This is a genomic window from Chryseobacterium sp. UNC8MFCol (assembly GCF_000482305.1).
GTDB classification, from domain to species: domain Bacteria; phylum Bacteroidota; class Bacteroidia; order Flavobacteriales; family Weeksellaceae; genus Chryseobacterium; species Chryseobacterium indologenes.
This window is the reverse complement of record NZ_AXUZ01000012.1, coordinates 13,867-31,478: the sequence shown is the minus strand read 5'-3', so window position 1 is coordinate 31,478 and position 17,612 is coordinate 13,867. Positions and strand designations below refer to the sequence as shown.

The 17,612-nt window shown below is 37.1% G+C and carries 13 protein-coding genes and 2 tRNA genes; 10 read left to right on the top strand and 5 right to left on the bottom strand.

The window, feature by feature from the left end:
• The first annotated feature begins 1 nt into the window (after position 1).
• The 4 genes from M030_RS0105930 to M030_RS0105915 all read left to right on the top strand — a co-directional run bounded on the left by M030_RS0105930 (position 2) and on the right by M030_RS0105915 (position 4,679).
• Entirely contained in the window at positions 2-1,066 is a 1,065-nt protein-coding gene (locus M030_RS0105930; protein ID WP_027372652.1) for an HlyD family secretion protein, read from the top strand.
• The gene (locus tag M030_RS0105925) at positions 1,059-2,648 is read left to right on the top strand and encodes a beta-carotene 15,15'-monooxygenase (protein WP_027372651.1); all 1,590 of its coding nucleotides are present in this window, start codon (positions 1,059-1,061) and stop codon (positions 2,646-2,648) included. The genes M030_RS0105930 and M030_RS0105925 overlap by 8 nt, the downstream gene beginning before the upstream one ends.
• Positions 2,649-2,956: 308 nt before the next feature.
• On the top strand, positions 2,957-3,952 hold the full coding sequence (locus M030_RS0105920) for a GlxA family transcriptional regulator (protein WP_027372650.1): 996 nt from the start codon (positions 2,957-2,959) through the stop codon (positions 3,950-3,952).
• Positions 3,953-4,055: 103 nt separating this feature from the next.
• Positions 4,056-4,679 (top strand): DJ-1/PfpI family protein, encoded by a 624-nt coding sequence (locus M030_RS0105915; protein ID WP_228375187.1) that lies wholly within the window; start codon positions 4,056-4,058, stop codon positions 4,677-4,679.
• A gap of 98 nt (positions 4,680-4,777) precedes the next feature.
• On the opposite strand, the gene M030_RS0105910 is transcribed toward M030_RS0105915, so the two are convergent.
• Positions 4,778-5,812, bottom strand: coding sequence for a S66 peptidase family protein (locus M030_RS0105910; protein ID WP_027372648.1), 1,035 nt, complete (start codon positions 5,810-5,812; stop codon positions 4,778-4,780).
• Positions 5,813-6,167: 355 nt separating this feature from the next.
• Here M030_RS0105910 and M030_RS0105905 point away from each other — a divergent pair.
• The 4 genes from M030_RS0105905 (at position 6,168) to M030_RS0105885 (ending at position 8,466) form a co-directional block, all read left to right on the top strand.
• Positions 6,168-6,240: transfer RNA gene (locus tag M030_RS0105905), tRNA-Lys, on the top strand.
• Positions 6,241-6,445: 205 nt separating this feature from the next.
• On the top strand, positions 6,446-7,243 hold the full coding sequence (locus M030_RS0105895) for a helix-turn-helix domain-containing protein (RefSeq protein WP_051584928.1): 798 nt from the start codon (positions 6,446-6,448) through the stop codon (positions 7,241-7,243).
• Positions 7,244-7,438: 195 nt separating this feature from the next.
• A complete protein-coding gene (locus M030_RS0105890) occupies positions 7,439-8,140 on the top strand; it encodes a DAPG hydrolase family protein (RefSeq protein ID WP_185097382.1) in 702 nt (233 codons plus the stop codon).
• Positions 8,141-8,393: 253 nt separating this feature from the next.
• A tRNA-Lys gene (locus M030_RS0105885) sits at positions 8,394-8,466 on the top strand.
• A 92-nt stretch (positions 8,467-8,558) separates the two neighbouring features.
• Here the strand turns inward: M030_RS0105885 and M030_RS0105880 are convergent.
• Entirely contained in the window at positions 8,559-9,050 is a 492-nt protein-coding gene (locus M030_RS0105880; protein WP_034722192.1) for a GNAT family N-acetyltransferase, read from the bottom strand.
• Between the two features lie 250 nt (positions 9,051-9,300).
• On the opposite strand from M030_RS0105880, the gene M030_RS24885 reads away from it, so the two are divergent.
• Positions 9,301-10,806 carry a tetratricopeptide repeat protein gene (locus M030_RS24885; RefSeq protein ID WP_051584915.1) on the top strand — a complete coding sequence of 502 codons (1,506 nt, stop codon included), beginning with the start codon at positions 9,301-9,303 and terminating at the stop codon, positions 10,804-10,806.
• Positions 10,807-10,928: 122 nt separating this feature from the next.
• Positions 10,929-12,350, top strand: a complete 1,422-nt coding sequence (locus M030_RS24880) for a tetratricopeptide repeat protein (RefSeq protein ID WP_051584914.1) — start codon at positions 10,929-10,931, stop codon at positions 12,348-12,350.
• Between the two features lie 552 nt (positions 12,351-12,902).
• Here the strand turns inward: M030_RS24880 and M030_RS0105860 are convergent.
• The 3 genes from M030_RS0105860 to M030_RS0105845 form a co-directional block, all read right to left on the bottom strand.
• Positions 12,903-14,060, bottom strand: coding sequence for an FAD-dependent oxidoreductase (locus tag M030_RS0105860; RefSeq protein ID WP_027372643.1), 1,158 nt, complete (start codon positions 14,058-14,060; stop codon positions 12,903-12,905).
• Positions 14,061-14,086: 26 nt separating this feature from the next.
• Positions 14,087-14,842, bottom strand: a complete 756-nt coding sequence (locus tag M030_RS0105855) for a helix-turn-helix domain-containing protein (protein WP_027372642.1) — start codon at positions 14,840-14,842, stop codon at positions 14,087-14,089.
• Positions 14,843-15,166: 324 nt separating this feature from the next.
• Positions 15,167-17,602: a TonB-dependent receptor gene (locus M030_RS0105845; RefSeq protein WP_027372641.1), complete on the bottom strand. Its 2,436-nt coding sequence runs from the start codon at positions 17,600-17,602 to the stop codon at positions 15,167-15,169.
• Positions 17,603-17,612 lie beyond the last annotated feature (10 nt).

The window sequence follows — 17,612 nt, the reverse complement described above, 5'->3', positions numbered from 1 at the left end:
AATGAAAAAAAAATATACTCCAACCGATCGGTTAATTACCAAAATTACAGGATGGATCTCAGTTCTTATCGTTGCTGCATTGGCAGTCTGGGGCGGTTTTAGCCTTAAAAATTATTCAAAATATGAGCAAACCAATGATGCTCAGGTTCAGGAATACGTAAATCCGATCATCTCAAGAGCCGGAGGATTCATTGTGGAGGTTAAATTTGAAGAAAATCAGGAAGTAAAAAAAGGAGATACTCTTTTGATTATTGATAACCGTGAATATGTTCTTCAGCAGAAGCAAACGCAGGCGGCCCTTCAGAAAGCCCGTGCAGAACTAAAAGTCCTGGAAAGTACTACCGGTACTACCGAGAAGCAAGCGGCTTCAGCACAGGCTCAGGTAGCAGCTAATAAAGCAAAGGTCTGGAAACAAAAGCTTGATTATGACAGGTATGAGAAATTATATAATGAAGAATCAGCAACCAAACAAAGACTTGAAGATGTAAAAGCCACATTGGATGTGAACGAGAGTGATTATAGATCTTCCCAGGATACGTACGCAGCATCGGTCTCTAAAATACATGATATACAGGCTGAAAAAACGGTTGTAATGGCTGAAATAGCCAGATTGGAAGCGTTGTTGGACCGTCATAAACTGGATGTAAGTTATACCGCTGTCACGGCAGCATATGATGGAAGAATGGGAAGAAGAACAGTGGAAGTGGGGCAGATGATTGAAGCGGGCGAGACTCTTGCTTTTATCGTGAACAATGAGACGGATAAATGGGTGGTTGCCAATTATAAGGAGACGCAAATCAAAGATATGCATATTGGGGATCGTGTAAAGATTATAGCTGATTCTTACCCGGACAAAGAGTTTCAGGGAACAATTATTTCGCTGTCACCGGCAACAGGATCAAGTTTCTCCTTACTTCCACCTGATAATTCTACCGGAAATTATGTAAAGATTGTACAGCGTATCCCGGTAAGAATAAGAGTAGACGGGAAAAGAAATGAAATTGATGTTCTGAAAGTGGGCATGAATGTCAATGTATATGCGAATAAAAAGCATTCCAATGGCTAGAAAACTTCCGATCTTTAAACGATGGGTTCCTGAGTGGCTGGTCAAGATCATTCTTTTTTCCATGACCTTACCCGGAATTATAATTTTTTTCCTGCCGCTTTCCAATATGAATGCTGCTGCAGGATATTATGGATGTGAACCTGCTGATATTCAGTTTGCAGTAGCATTATTCTATGCAGGTTATGTGGGATTCTACAGCCTGGAAAGAAGATTTTTTAGTTTTCTTGCGGCTAAAGAATATTTTCTCATTTTTACAACGCTCCAGATTGTAGCATGTCTGATCTGTTATTATACCAGCGAAATCTACATCCTTTTTCCTGTACGTTTTCTTCAGGGAATACTGTTTGCAGGGAATGTCAACCTTTCCCTCACACTCATGTTTACGCGGCTAAGCAGTGAAAGGGGACGGGAGATAAGTTTTTCAGTATTCTTCGGGATTCTGCTTTGTGCATTGCCTTTTAATAACCTGATTACAGCAGACCTTATCGATTCGTTTAATTTTAATATTGTATATAAGACCGCTATTTTTTCCTATTTGCCGGGGCTTATTTTTCTTATGCTTACCATGAGTAACTACAGGCCACATGCAAGATTTCCGCTTTATAAACTGGACTGGCAAAGTTTTGTGCTCTATGGTATTATGTTAGTTTTGGTGGGGTACATTACGATTTTTGGACAGGAATATTATTGGTTGGAAGATGTCCGGATTCAGGGGAGCGTGGTCGCGATAATTGTATTGAGTGCTATTTCAGTCATTCGCCAGTATGCACATAAGAGGCCTTATATTGATCTGCGTGTTTTCAGGTACCGGAATTTTAAAGTTGGATTACTGATCCTTTTTATCATGTATATATGTCGTTTTGCTTCAGGAATTACCAATAATTACTTTGCTGGCGAATTGCATCTGGATCCTTTCCATATTTCATATATCAATATTTTTAATATTTCAGGGCTTGTGCTTGGAGTAATTGTAGCCTGTTGTATGGTATTACAAAAGAAGAAGATACAATATATCTGGGTGCCGGGGTTTTTAATGCTGCTTGCATTCCATGCTTTGATGTATTATTCTTTTGATATTCAGGCTAATGAGTTTAATTATTATATTCCGCTATTCGTTCAGGGACTGGGAGTAGGCTTACTCATGGTTCCTACCATTATTTTTATTATTTCATCGGTTCCGGCATCGATCGGACCCTCAGCGGCAGCTACAGCTTTGGCTATACGGTATCTGGGTTTCTGTATCAGTATTGCTCTTATCAATTATTATGAGCTTTTTGAAAAAAGCCGTCACTATAATGCCTTTCAGGATCACCTGACTGCGGCAGATCCGGAAGTAAAAAATTTTCTTCATCAGCAAACCGCGAAACTAATGGCCAAAGGAATGTCTGAAGATCACGCCGTAAAAGCGGCCCATAAAATTTTGGTAGCAAAGATTAATATTCAGGATCATGTACGTTTTGCCATGGATTATTATGAAATGATGGTCTGGCTTCTTTTTGCCTCTCTCTTGTTGATTATTCTTTTTCCGTATCTGAATCGGACAGTTCTTTATTTAAAGTCCAGAAGGTTATCTCCTGCGTAAATTGACTGTACAAAAAGTACAATCATGATACTTACAAACAAAATTAAAAAGTATAGCTGATTCAGCTTGTTTTATAGTTAGAGTGGTGGGGCTGCTTCAGAAGGCAGCCTCTTTTTTTGCTCAGCTATAACAGCAATAATAGAGTTTCAACTATCTTCGTAGAACACAGATTGGAATTCATTCGTTTGTCATCGGAAAAGGGTAGCTTTTAACCTGATGTTCATAACGATCCTGGCCGAAATAGTATAATTTTTGTCATTGCGGACAAATCGCTTTCTCAGTACATTTGTACTTATATGAATCAGGTTATGAAGAATACTGAAAAGAATATGGGTAAAAGAAATATAGTCCTTCTTGTATTGCCTCAGGTACAATTGCTGGATATTGCAGGACCATGTGATGTGTTTACTTCTGCCACCCGTTTTCTTGGTAATGATCAGGCCGGATATAATGTTTTTATGGTATCGGGTACTTCTGAGAAAATACTGTATTCTAGCTCAGGAATGCCCCTACACTGCAGTCATTCCATCTATGATATCGATTTTCCCATCGATACCTTGTTAGTAGGAGGTACAACCCTTGATATATTGGATGAAATACATACTGATCTTTATAATTACCTGCAAAATACTGTAACAGCAGTACGACGTATAGGATCTGTATGCGTCGGGGCTTTTATTCTGGCTAAAGCAGGATTGTTATATGGCAAACAGGTGACTACCCATTGGAAATATGCAGATGCTCTGCAGAAATCTTATCCCGAGCTGGATGTTAATATTAATCCTTTTTTTATTAAAGATCAGAATACATATACTTCGGGAGGAGTATCTTCAGGTATAGACCTGGCCCTGGCATTAGTAAAAGAAGATTTTGGAATATCCCTGGCTTCTGAAATTGCCCGCCATCTTGTTTTACACTTGAAGAGACAGGGATTACAATCCCAGTTTGGTCATCTTTTACCTGATTACGAGATGATGACTTCCTTTACCAGAGAAATCAGGGATCTGCTCAAAGATAAACTCAGCCGGACAATTACGATAGAATACATGGCACAGGCAGTGCATATGAGTGTCCGGAATTTTTCCCGGGTATTTTTAAAAGAATCCGGAATGACACCGGGTAAGTTTCTTGAAAAAATGCGACTGGATCAGGCGAAAGACCTGCTGGAATACACAGATATGGGAATCGATATGATCGCAGGTAAGTGTGGATTGGGAAGTGCCGTTTCCCTTCGACGTCTGTTTTTAAAGCACCTTTCAGTTTCCCCTGCACAATATCGGAAAGCCTTTAACGGAACAGACTAATTACTTTCCCCTTTGACGGACGTTAAAATTGCTGATCACCAATTATCAGCACGGAAAAGTATGGCCTTATACCAGAATTATAAACTTAATAATATAATATATCATGATGAAACACACAGAGAGTAAACAAACAATGAACGTGGCTTTTTTAATTTATAACCAGGTTGAAGTTCTTGATCTGAATGGGCCCCTTGATGTTTTTGTGAAAGCTAATGTATTGTATCCGGACAGTTATACCTGTTATACGGTAGGAAAAACCAAAGATCCTGTTTATGCAGAAGGAAATACGATGTCTATTATCCCTGGTTACGATATAGAATCATCCCCCAGGCCTGATATGGTCGTCATTCCGGGAACTAATCCTGAGCAGGTAATGCAATATCTTCAGGATGATGATTTTCAAAATACGGTTTTGAAGTGGGTGAAAGACCAATACAATGCAGGAACTGTTGTTTTCACTGTCTGTACGGGAAGTATGCTGCTGTCAAAAACAGGAATTCTCAATAATTATAATATTACAACCCATAGTATACTTCTGGATGCCCTGGAAGAGCACAATCCTCAGACTCATGTTCAAAGAGGTGTCCGGTATGTGGATCAGGGACAATTAATTACAACGGCGGGTATTACAGCGGGAATAGATGCTGCCCTTTATTTAATCGGAAAGCACCATGGACAGCAGGTCGCAGATAAAATTGTGGAACTTTTTGAATATCGGCAAGCGTAGATAGGAGGTCTTGACCGCAAGAATCTAGATAATCTGTTGCTCCTGATATATTGTTTCCGGCGGCTGAAAGCCGCCGGAAACAATTATTTTCTGAAATATTACATTACACCATTTTCAAGAATAGAAAAAGACTGATCAACGCAGTTGATTTCTGCTAATTTTCCATAGGGAAGTGTAAAAGTAGGACAGGTATGGCCAAAATCCATGCGGGTAATGACGGGCAGATCATACAATCCTTCCTCATCGAGTACTTTTAAAATTTCCTTTTCATATTCATCTGCATACAAGTTGTCGTAAGGTCTTCCGAAAATAATTCCTTTAGCATTTTTGAGAATGCCTGTTGCAGCATAATTTCGGAGCCAATATCTTACAAAATCCGGTTGCGGCTTTCCTTCCGATGTTTCAAAAAAGAGAATACAACCTTTCCAGATTTCCGGGTCCGGCCAATATTCCGTTCCTTTCAGCATTTCCAGAACCTCCATACATCCTCCGATTAACGGACCCTGCACAATTGAGGTCCCTCTGAGAAAACGCCATCCTGTAGGTGGAGTTAATCTTCTTTTTACTTCCTGTAGCGAAGGGTCAAACCAATCAAGAAATTCAGTTGTCCATCCTTCCTGATTCGGTTGAATCAGTCCAATTACAGAAGATGAAAAAAGTGTCCTTTTAATGTCACTGATCTGATAATCATGCATTGACACATTCTCTGCAAACCCTACTAACAGGGAAGTACCATAAAAAGAGCTTAAGCCTGCTTTTAAACAAATAAAATGAGTAATGGTACTATCAGAAAAGCCCAGAAATATTTTAGGATTATTTCTGATAATATCAAGATCAATATAGGGAAGCATCCGGATGCTGTCATCACCGCCAATATTAGAAATAATTGCTTTTACAGAAGGGTCCGAAAAGGCTTCCATAAGGTCGTTAGCCCTGGCTTCGGGATTATTATATATCCACTGGGCAGGTTGTAAGGCATGTTGGGTTTCGGTAACTTCAAGATTAAAAATCTTATTCAGTCTCTCTTTACCTTTCTGGTATCTGTAGGGTAAATCACCGGCAGCTCCCCAGGACATGGAAATAGTAGCAACTTTATCACCGGATGATAATTTTTTTGGAGTTATAAGCTTCATGTGAACAGAAATGGAAAAATTATAATTAAACTGCTGAAATACTACATCGTGCAAAGTATTTAAGCACCCTTTTTTCAAAAATAGAACATCTTCTGAAAAAATACAATGTTTAATCAATAAAAAGCAAAAATAAATCATCTCCGTTACACTGTAAAAGTCTTTATAGAAGGGAGAAAGTAAAGAATAGCGTTCTTAGAAAAAAAAATATGAAATGTAATTAATTTATAAACAGGCTTTTGCTGGTTTTGTCGAAAAAAATATGATAAAAAAGCCCCGGAAAACTTGGAATTAAAGATGGTTTTACTATCTTTGCTATGCCTTAAACAAAGGGATTTACTTGAAAAAGTAAGTGGCCGACTCGGTAGCTCAGCTGGTAGAGCAATACACTTTTAATGTATGGGTCCTGGGTTCGAATCCCAGCCGGGTCACAGACCAAAAGAATCACTGTAACAGTGGTTCTTTTTTTGTTTTATACCGACTTTTTTAATGCTGTAGTGGTAAGAAAAGCCAGAAAGTCGCTGATAAGACCTATCCTCTAAAATGCAGAAGACAAATACAGCAAAGGATTTTTATTCCGGAATATTAACAACAGTCCTGTATATTTGTCTATCAGATATGAAAATTGAGTTTCCCATGAAGTTTGTACACCAGATTGACCCTCTGAAGTTTGTCTTATTTAATCTTGAAAATTGTCCGGACCATTACTTTCAAAATGCTGAAAGGTCAGGTTTTTTTGAGATCATATGGTTTAAAGATACAAAGGAAGATGGTGAAAATGATTCTATGTATCTCATACCTTTGTATCGCCGGGAAACATTGGAAATTAAGAATAAACAAGGCTGTCTGATTGCTTTTAAAAGAGAGTATCTTGAAGAGGATGATAAAGAATTTGCGTTGGATGTGTTTAACCTCTTTAATATACACGGTCAATCTACTCATTTCCGGATAGCAAATGAAGTAGCAGACTCACTCCGGCATATACAAATATTGATGGAGAAGGAATATAATAATACCAAAGGGACTTATCTGATCCTTAAATCACTCTTGAAAGTCTTTCTGTTAAATCTCATTCGGATGAACCAAAACTATTTTCTTCATCAGGATATTAATCAGAAACGGGTGTATCAGTTTATTATGTTGATGGACGAATATTATACAACAGAACGGAAGGCAAGCTTTTACTCTTCTAAAATGGGAATCAGTGAAAAGAGAATCAACCAGATACTCAAGGAAAAAATGCATAAAACAATTACCCAATTATTGCATGACCGTCTTATTTTAGAGGTTGACAGGATGTTGATGGCCGGCAATATGACCATCAAAGAAATTGCTTTTCGTCTTAATTTTGATGATCCTGCCTATTTTTCCCGTTTTTATAAAAAACAAACAGGACAGACTCCTGAAGACTTTAAAAAACAAATTGCTAATTAACAGCTTATACCTTTACCGGTAAACATTTCCGGATTGTCCAGATCGATTAGCAGATAGTACAACTAAAATGGAAAAGAGGTCATTTAAATTTGTATCAGGATTTATAGACAGATAGCAGGAAATAGAGAGATTAATCTCAAATATTTTTCCTATCGGCCTTTACTTTAAATCCTACAGATAAATAAATGACTCATTATGGAATTGACAAAGGAAATTGAAAAACTGATGTTTAAGGATATAGATGACCTTCTATCCCCTAAACCAATATCTCTTGAAACAGGTATTAAAAGATTAGACAACGGAATGCTGCACGTTGCGATGAGAAATCTCATGCATCAGTGCAATGGAAAAATGCTCGATTGGTGGTTTACCTACTTTGAAACAACGGCAGATTTAAAACTGTGGCATCCCCGTGATCATATAGAACATGGAGGTTGGGACAGCAAATGGATCAAAAACAAAAATTATGTAGGAGCCACAATACATGCCACGGAATCTCTCGGAGATATTCGTCCCGTACCTGCAACGATAAAATTTCATCAGCCTGCAGAAATCTTTGATCCTGTTGTTTTAGAACAGGCATTTATTAATGAAAGTGTAAGCGCGGTTGTGTATGCAAGAATTGGTTTTGGCGAAAACACACCGACAGATCATAATGGTGATCCTCTGGACGGATACATGTTTCACGTCATGAGAGATACCCCACACGGAGGAGTACTGAGAAGCCATTTCTTTCTTGGAGCTCTAACCGCAGGTACTGATCAGCAGCTGCCCGATGAAGTTGGATTTGGATTAATGGAACATTGCTATAGTGAGTTTACCTATCTCTCCCAAATCCTTCCTTCACTTTATTACGCAGAAAACCAAAATGGAGATCAAGCACCTCTTGTCTGGTAATTTTCTTCCTGATTCATTTAACGGTACGCAGACTAATTTGCATACCGTTTTTTAGGAAAATATTTCATAAACAGATACTTAAATATTGCAAAATTGCAAGCTTCCAAATAAAACAGGATAACAGCTTTCTATTCCTCTATAAATAAAGTGGAAAATTTTAAATAAAAATGGAGAAAAAACTTGGAATTAAAAGAATAATTTCTATCTTTGCAGTCCCTTAAACAAAGGGATTTGCTAGAAAAAGTAAGTGGCCGACTCGGTAGCTCAGCTGGTAGAGCAATACACTTTTAATGTATGGGTCCTGGGTTCGAATCCCAGCCGGGTCACAGACAAAAAGAATCACTGTTATAGTGATTCTTTTTTGTTTGTAATAGAATGTAAAGAGGACATAGATCTGTATTTCTGATGTGATAACGTCTTAAAATGTATCCTCTTTTGAATATTGCATCAAAATACCGGTGGAAGCGTCTTTTTTCATAACTTCTTCAAATCCGGTCTTTTTGTAAAAATGATACGCTCTTTCATTATCAGGAGTAACTTCCAGAAAAATAACAATATTATTACATCGCTTTCTGGCCTCTTTGATTGTAGAATGAATCAATTCATATGCAACATTTTTGCCCTGAAATTCTTTTTTAACATACATCTGATAAATTCCTCCGGTATGATCTTCATTCTTAACAAATGTGCATATCCCAATAAGATGGCGGCCTGAAAAGGCTCCGTAAACAAATCTGTCGGTTGCCTGCGTTTCAATATCGTTTTCCAATCTGAATTTTTTGATTTCCAAGGCTTCCTGATAAGTGGCCCCAAAAGCTTCCGGAAATGTTTTCAGACTTTCCAGACGGATTTCTCTATAGATTTTACTTTCAGTAGATAAAAGATGGCGATATTGAAGACTTGCGATCATAATGTTGCGTATACAAAGATGTGACTTTTGATTGAGATAGAAGTATTTGTATGAAAAATTTATATAAGACTAATGCCATAAATTAATTTTATTAAATGCTTTATCTCATAAAGTGGATGTATTGTATTTTTTAAATATTAATACTGTTTTATATCTAATGAGTGCCATATTTATGTATATTTATAACATAAATTATCGGAAAATGTAATTTATTTGGAGATTGTTTTACCAAAAGAATGTCCAGTTTGAGATGGAACAGTACAATGTGACAATTAGTGAAAATAAATATATCAATGCAAGGATCATAAAAAAAATTACAATCTATACACTGTCTATAGGATTGTTCTTATTAGTGATCTCCTGCAATGAAAAATCTCAGGATAAAGAAAGAGAGAGTTTTGATCGTTCTTTAATGAAACAGAGCTCAGATCTGCAGCTTTCGGGGAAATACGAAGAATTTATTCGTCTTAATACCAGATACCTGAAAAAAGCAGTTACAATGAAATATCCGGAGGGAAAGGCTCTTTGTTATCTCAATATAGCCGCAGTAAATGCCTCAACAGGAAATTATGAAAAAGCTTTATTTCTTTTTAATAAGGCCGAAAACGATCTTGTCAATTCAGAAAGCAGGTATCATCGATCCATATTTTTCAACAAATACAGTCTCTATTATTTTCACCTTAAAGCTTATGATAAAGCTATACAATACAATGATAAGGCATTTCATTATTTAGAACAGGCTAAAAAAACTCCGCTTACAACACAACTCCTTCCAAAACTTTACCTCACTAAAGGCTTTTGTTTTACCAAGAAAGGCTGGAGAGGGACTGCCCTGAAAAGCTTTCTTACAGGCAATGCGCTGGAAAACTCTGCATACACCAATTCCACGGTTGCTCAATATTACCTTTTTACCCATCAGCCGGAACTCGCCGGAACGTACATTTCCATAGCAGCTAAAAAAATGCTCGAACAGAAAACATCTGATGTAGAATCTCTGTGGGTATACTTTACCATGGGATGTTATTATAAGGAAGTTAATAAGCTTGATGAAGCAGAAAAAGCTCTCAAAAAGGCATTGGAAATCAATATAAAAACAAGACGTACTTACTCATCCCATACAAGTGGAGTATTTAGAGCTTTATCTGATTTGTATAAAAAGAAAAATGACGACAGCCGGGCCTATTACTATCTGAAGAAATATATGGAAGAGGAGAGTAGGCTTGATAATGAGCGATTTGTTACGATGAATAAAAGTACCGAAGATTTTATTTCAGAAACAAAAAAGGAATCGGACTGGCATAAAAATGAATTGCCACTATTGGTAGCCTTATCTATTTCTGTTCTTACTTTTTCAGGTATATACGTTCAGAAGATCATAAAAAATCTCAGAACAAAAAAAAGAAGTTTAAAAATAGAAACCGAAGTTTTGAAGAACCATGTATTCAATAAAAAGGTAGAAGAGCTTACTGAATTGGGCAGAAAAAATGATTCTTCATTTTTAAAGCAATTCAAAGAAGTATACCCGGATTTCATCAACAGTCTTTTGAATATCAATCCTGGCCTTGAAAACTCAGAGCTTGCTTTTTGTGCTATGCTGAAGCTGGGATTTACTTCAAAGGAAATAGCAGACTATACTTTTGTACAGCATAAATCTGTGCAGCAGAAAAAATACAGGATCAGAAAAAGATTAAATATACAGGGAGAGAAAGATATTTATGTGTTTTTTAATAATATACAAGAACAAAATAATGACTGACCCTCTGCGTATTAAAGAAAAATAATAAAGAGAAAATCAAGTATTATATATGGGTATGACTTTGCAATGTTTAGTATGATAACTTATAATGATAATTTTGTAGATTAAATATAGAAAGCACTATGATACGTATTTTTCTTTCTATGATGGTTGTTATTTTAATCTCGTGTAATCAAGGTTCCACGAAGTATCAAGATACATTTGATGTTCCTTTGCTGACACAGAATGAGAAGTTCCGCCTTTCCGGTGAGTATGATTCCCTTGTTCATCTTAATAAAAGATATTATAAGAAAGCGGAACAGTTAAACTATCAGGATGGTAAAGCACTTTGCTACATCAATTTGGCAGAGTTGAACATTTCATCGGAAAATTATCAGAAATCACAGTTTCTCTTCGATAAAGCAAAAGAAATCTTGGATGATTCAGAGAATAATATTCATAAAGCAAGGTTCTATAACGTATATGGCCGTTTTAACGCAGAACTCAAAAAGATGGATAAAGCTTTTGAATACAATGATGAAGCCCTGAGCCTTGTTAAAAAAAGTCATCCGTCCAAACTGACGACAAGCTTGCTTTTTAATATCTACCTTCGACAGGCTACTTATCTGATTGAAAGAAAAAACTATAAAGAAGCATTACAGAATTTTCAGAAAGCAGGAAAACTTGATACCACAGGATACATCGATTGTGCCATAAGTGATTACATTTATATGTATAAAAATATGGATTCAGCTTACGCTTATATATCAAAAGCATATAGCAAGATGGAAAGGCGGAAAAAAGAAGACGGGATTGCTCTCTATATCAATACAATCCTTGGTGAATATTATCTTGCTGACGGACAATATGATAAAGCTGAAGAAGCATTTAAAAGATCTTTGGAAATAGATAAAAAGACCAGACGTATCTTTGTGTATTATACAAAATATATATATAATGACCTGAGATCGGTCTATGAGAAGAAAGGACAAAAAGAAAAAGCTTATTTCTATTTAAAAGCGTACACTGAAGCAAAAAATAAAACCAATACCGCATTACTGAACACCATCAATCAGGATATGGAGTCTTTTATTTCAGAAACAAAACAAGACGCAGAAAATCATAAGACTAAAATGCAGTGGGTAATCTTTTTATCTCTTGCCACCTTCTCACTGTTAGGAATATACTCATGGAGCATTATCAGCCGGTTAAGGAAAAGGAAGAGAGACCTTAGAATAGAGTCTCAGGAATTGAAAAATAAAATGAATGACAATACTCACGGAACTCTTATGGAACTGGCGAGAAAAAATGATCCCCAGTTCCTCATATACTTTAAAAAGACACACCCGGATTTTATACGGAAACTTTTGAATATCAATCCCAGCCTTGAAGATTCTGAGTTAACTTTCTGTGCGCTATTAAGATTGCATTTTACCTCCAAGGAAATTGCCAGCTATACCCTGATCCAGCACAAGACTGTTCAGCAAAAAAAATACAGGCTCAGAAAGAAATTAAACATTCCTACGGAAGTTGATATTTATCAGTTTTTAGACAGCCTGGATTGAAGCAAAAAAAACTGTCTGACTCATCAGGTCAGACAGTGTTTCGAAATATTCTCTTTTCACCACTCGTTTTTTGGTGGCCTTTTGTCAAATTTGAAAAAAAATACTTAAAACAGAAAAAAAAACTGTACGACACGGGTACTACAGGGCTTATTTATTTTTGTAATAGATTGTTTATCAGTGTTTTGATTTTTGTTTTTTTATTTGCGGGATTTTTTACATACCTCGATATATATGTCTTAGTTTAATCTTTATTTTGATCATCTTAAACAATTAATTCTATTTTTTTATACTATTTCTCTATAATGTATTTTGATTGGCCCATCATTTACCAAATTGGTAATAAAGTATTTTTAAAACAGATGTATTGATTTTGTATTGAATTTTTAACGTTAATTCTGTTTGTTTTTTATTGTGATTATTTTTTGCTTTTCAATGTGTTGTATTAATGTTGTACATGTGTAGTATGTTCTTTTTACTTTTATTGAATTTAAAATATGAATGGATGTCTCAATTTTGAGACAGTTTTTTTATTAAGGGGAATCAGATAAAAGATCAGGAATGTCCATTGAAAAAATCAAGCATATTTTCCAGTGCATATTCTGAATGCATTCTTTCTCCATTCTCAAGTGATTCCTGAATGGCTGTATCCGCTTGCTTACGCATATTTGTCTCGTAAGCGGCAATCGCTTCTTTTAGTGTATTGTATTGACTATTTGTAAAATATTCACTCAGTTTCAAAGCGTCGAGCATTGCCATATTGGCTCCTTCGCCGGCAAACGGAGGCATTACATGGGCTGCATCACCTATTAAAGTCAGGTTAGGTTGGGTCTCCCAAGCCTGATCTAAAGGCATATAATAAATCGGACGAGGAATAAAGGGAGTATAAGCATGCTCAAATAATTCATCCCAAATATTACTCCATTCTGAATACTGTTCTTTAAACCATCGTAGAACTTTGGTAGTATCGGAAAAATCAAGGTTACTTGTTTCCTGCCAATTTTCATCTGCTTTAAAACTGGCATAAAATCCGAGATCACCATTTCCTTTCTGTCCTATCAATATATTTTGAGCATTTCCAAAAGCCATGATTTTACCACTGTTAATTAAGGCATCAATTTGTGGAGCTGCTGTCTTTGAAACGTTTCCTTCCAGCATCAATACTCCTGAATAAACAGGTTTGATGTCTGTAAGGTAAGGACGGATCTTTGAACGGGCTCCATCCGAAGCAATGACAAGATCGGCATAAGCTGAAGTTCCGTTTTTAAAGTGAAGTATCCAACCTTCATTCTGTGGTTCCATGGAAATAAAGTGACTGTCCCATAGTACCGTATCGGGCTGTAAAGACTTCAGCAACATTGTTCTTAAAGGACCGCGATCTATTTCGGGCCGAAAATGTTCATGACCAAAATTTTCTTCGGGTTTTGTTTCATGGTCACTGTAAAGCACTTCTGCTTGTGGATTGAGGATGAGTGTTTTATCGGCTCCGGGGCGGAAGGTCTTTTTAAATTCTTCCATGAGATCGGCCTTCCTTAAAGCAGCCAATCCCGAATCTTCATGCAAGTCAAGAGGGGAACCCTGAACACGGGCATGTTGGTTTATATCTCTTTCGTATACCTTTACATTGGCATTTTTCAATTGTAAAAGTCTGGCCAGGGTAAGTCCCGCAGGACCACCACCTACAATCGCTATCGATTTATGATCTGTCAGCATGTTAATTTAAATTTTACAATGCAAATTTATTCCCCTTTCAATACGGATAATAGTACAAATCGGTCGTTTTTATTTTTGGATAATTCTTTGGGAGCCACTCCCGAAAACTTTTTGATTTCTTTGATGAAATGATTCTGATCGGTATAATTAAGTTCGGGAAAGAGCTTACCGTGGGCAATATGTTCCAATGATGCTCTGAAGCGTAAAATAGTACAGTAAGCTTTTAAAGACAATCCCAGCTGTTTGGTGAAATAACGGTTGATCTGACGGCTGCTCCAGCCCACTTGTTCCGAGAGTTCCTGCACGCTCATTTCACCATTTGATAAATACATCAGCTCAAAAAGCCTCAGTTTTCTTTCATCGGTTTTCACCGGTAACAATTCTTTAATTATTTCTGTCGCTTTTTGAGAACAAAGTTCAAAACTTTGAATGTCATCTGCTGTGAAACCCCAGAAATCGGGAGGAAGTTCTTTTCCTGTGTTTAATAGATCGGCAATAGAAGCTTGTAAAATATATTCAACAGCAATCGGTTTAAAACTTATGATAAAAGCTGTTGTTTTTGGTGGGATCTGTCTTTGTTCGGGATAGGTTTCCAATCCTAAAAGTGTAATGTGAAAAGGTTCCGTGGGAGATTGAGACAAAAACAGATCAATTCTTCCATCGGGAATCACAACAACTTCTTTAGGTTCATTTGAAGCATTATGAAAAGTGCCCAGATTTTCTACAAAATCAGCAATAATATGGTCGGGCTTGATAAATTTGTATTGAAAGTCATTATCCATAGGTAGCAAATTGCAGGAATTATTTCAGCTAATGAAGATACGAAAAATGAAAAGGTATAGAGTAAAAGCAATATTTTAGTAGAGAAAATTTTGAGCACATTAGCAGATTTCCTTGTTAAGATCTGTCTGACTTGCAAAATCTGTAAGATTTGCGGAAGAAGAGAGTTGAGTAAACGATAATTCTATAAAAGATAAAATCCCGGAGCCCTAAATGAGAACAATCTTAAGTCTTCTCAGCTCCATTGCATTTTTCAACAATAATTTTAAAAATAAAAAACCCGGACTATCAATGGCAGCCCGGGTTTTAACAAGATTAAAAAAAATTTAGAATGAATACCCCACAGAAACCATTACGTTTCTTGGAGCGCCCGGGAACGCTCGGGTATAATCAAAACCTCCCAGGAAATAATATTTGTTGAAAACGTTGTTGACATTTACTGCCATTTTCATTTTTCCGATGTGATAATAAACCGCTGCATTTACAGTGGTATAAGAAGGCCATTCTCCCCACAGCGCATTTCCGGTACTGTCTTTTCCAATGCTGTTATCCATACGTCTGGTGTCTACATAATACACTCCCGCTCCAAATCCCAAACCTTTCAAAGCTGAGGTTGAGAAAACATATTTCAGCCACATGCTGGCCATATTTTGGGGAGCTCCCGGTAAAGCTTGATCCACTTCTGAAGCAATAGAAGAGGATTTAACCTCTGTTTGGTTCCAGGTATAATTGGCCATCACCTGAAATTCTTTGGTCAGCTGGCCGCGGATATCAATCTCAACCCCTTTTGACACTGCCTGTCCGGATTGCCTGTAAACCGGAAATCCTGTAGTACTGATTTCACCTGTGGCAATCAACATATTTTTACGTTCAATCCGGAATAAAGACAAATCCATTTGCAATTGGTTCTTAAAAAATCCTGTTTTAAGACCTGTCTCAATCTGGAAACTATGTTCTGCTGTGAAAGGTTTATCAGCTCCATAATCATGATAGTTCTGAATGAAATTGGCACCAACAGGGGCGAATCCCTGTGAGTAGCTTGCGAAATAATTAATCTGATCATTAATCTGGTAGGTCAGTCCAACACGGGGTAGCCATGCATTTTGCGTGGCATGAAAACGATCCGCGGCACTTACGGTTTCTGAATAATAATGCTCATGACGTAATCCGACCACCAATTTTAACCGGTCCGCAAAAGAAATCTGATCCTGTACGTAGATTCCGGTTGTTTTATAAGGACTCAGGAAAGGATAGTTACCTTGTGGCAGCCATACATAATTGCTGAGATCATGAGTGGTATACGTAGGATTGTTGAGGTCAAAGGTCAACGGGACAATCTTTCCGTCTATTTTTTGTTGTCTGGCTTCTCTTTGCCGGTTGTTGCTGTCTCCTTCATACTGGGCATAATCGACTCCCGCAATGATATGATGTTCTGTTTTATGCCCGGTAAGATCCCATTTCAGATAGACTACGGAATTATCTGTGTAGTCTTTTCCGTGACGGTCAAAGAAACGCATATTCATAATCGTATTGGCAGGAGCATTAGCATAACTGTTCAGGGTGCGGTGTTCATTGACATCCTCCTGGTAGATCGATTTCATATAACTGGCATTCAATGACAAATTATGAGTAAGCCGCTGGCTCAGCCTCGCACTGAATGATAATGTTTTCGTATTATAAAAATCAGAAGGTTGACTTAAAGTAAAAGAACGTGGCAAAGCGTAGAAGTCATTATTTCTCAACCCCATTCCCCGGTCAAGATAGCCGTGAAACTGATCATATACCCAATCAATATCCACCTGTGTCCCATCAAAAGGTTTAAAAGTAAATGACGGAGCCACCATAAAGTTTTTCTGTTGATTGACATTACGGAAGGTTTTGCTGTCTTCATAACCGGCATTCAGTCGGTACAGAATTTTCTTTTCTTTGTCTAAAGGGCCTCCAAGATCAATATTGGTACGGAAAGTCTGAAAGCTTCCCACGGAGAAATTAACAGATCCTTTTTGTGTTTCCAATGGTTTTTTAGTCACCATATTAATAGTACCTCCCGGTGTAATATCACCAAATAAAGAAGCTCCCGGTCCTTTTAAAACGGAAACGCTTTCTAAATTAATGGTCAATGGAGAACGATAATAACTATTACCATAGCTATATCCTGAGCGCAGACCATTCACCAGACGAATCCCGGTCTCATAGCCACTTTTGAAACCACGGATAATAAGATCATCATACGAAGAAGCTGTGGTAACTCCTGCCAGATCCTGTGCCACTTCACGGGTCGTATAGGCTTGTTTATCCTCCATGAACTCACTGCTGACGATAGAAACAGATTGAGGAAGATCTTTTAAGTTTCCTGAAAATTTTCCGCCTAATTCAAGAGTATTGGTAAGATAAGAATTGTTTCTTCTCGCGGTAATCAAGACCTCCTGAATATTTGTCTGATTTTCGGCAAGGCGAATGGTGATCCCGTTTTTATCATCATAAGAAAGAGAATCTATAGTGATATGGGATTCTGAATATCCTTTGGCGTCAATCATCAGCTGGGCCGGATACTGAACGGGTGTTTTAAATATAAAACTTCCGTCTTTGCTAGTTGTTGTGGGCGTTCCATGATTGATGGAAACAGTAGCATTCGAAATAATTTTACCTTCCTGATTTAAAACTTTTCCAAAAACAGGATGGGTTTCCTGTGCTGATAAGGCAAAAGGAAGTAGGAGCATTATACCATTGATGTACAATACTTTTTTGGCTATGTGCTTCATTGTATCTTTC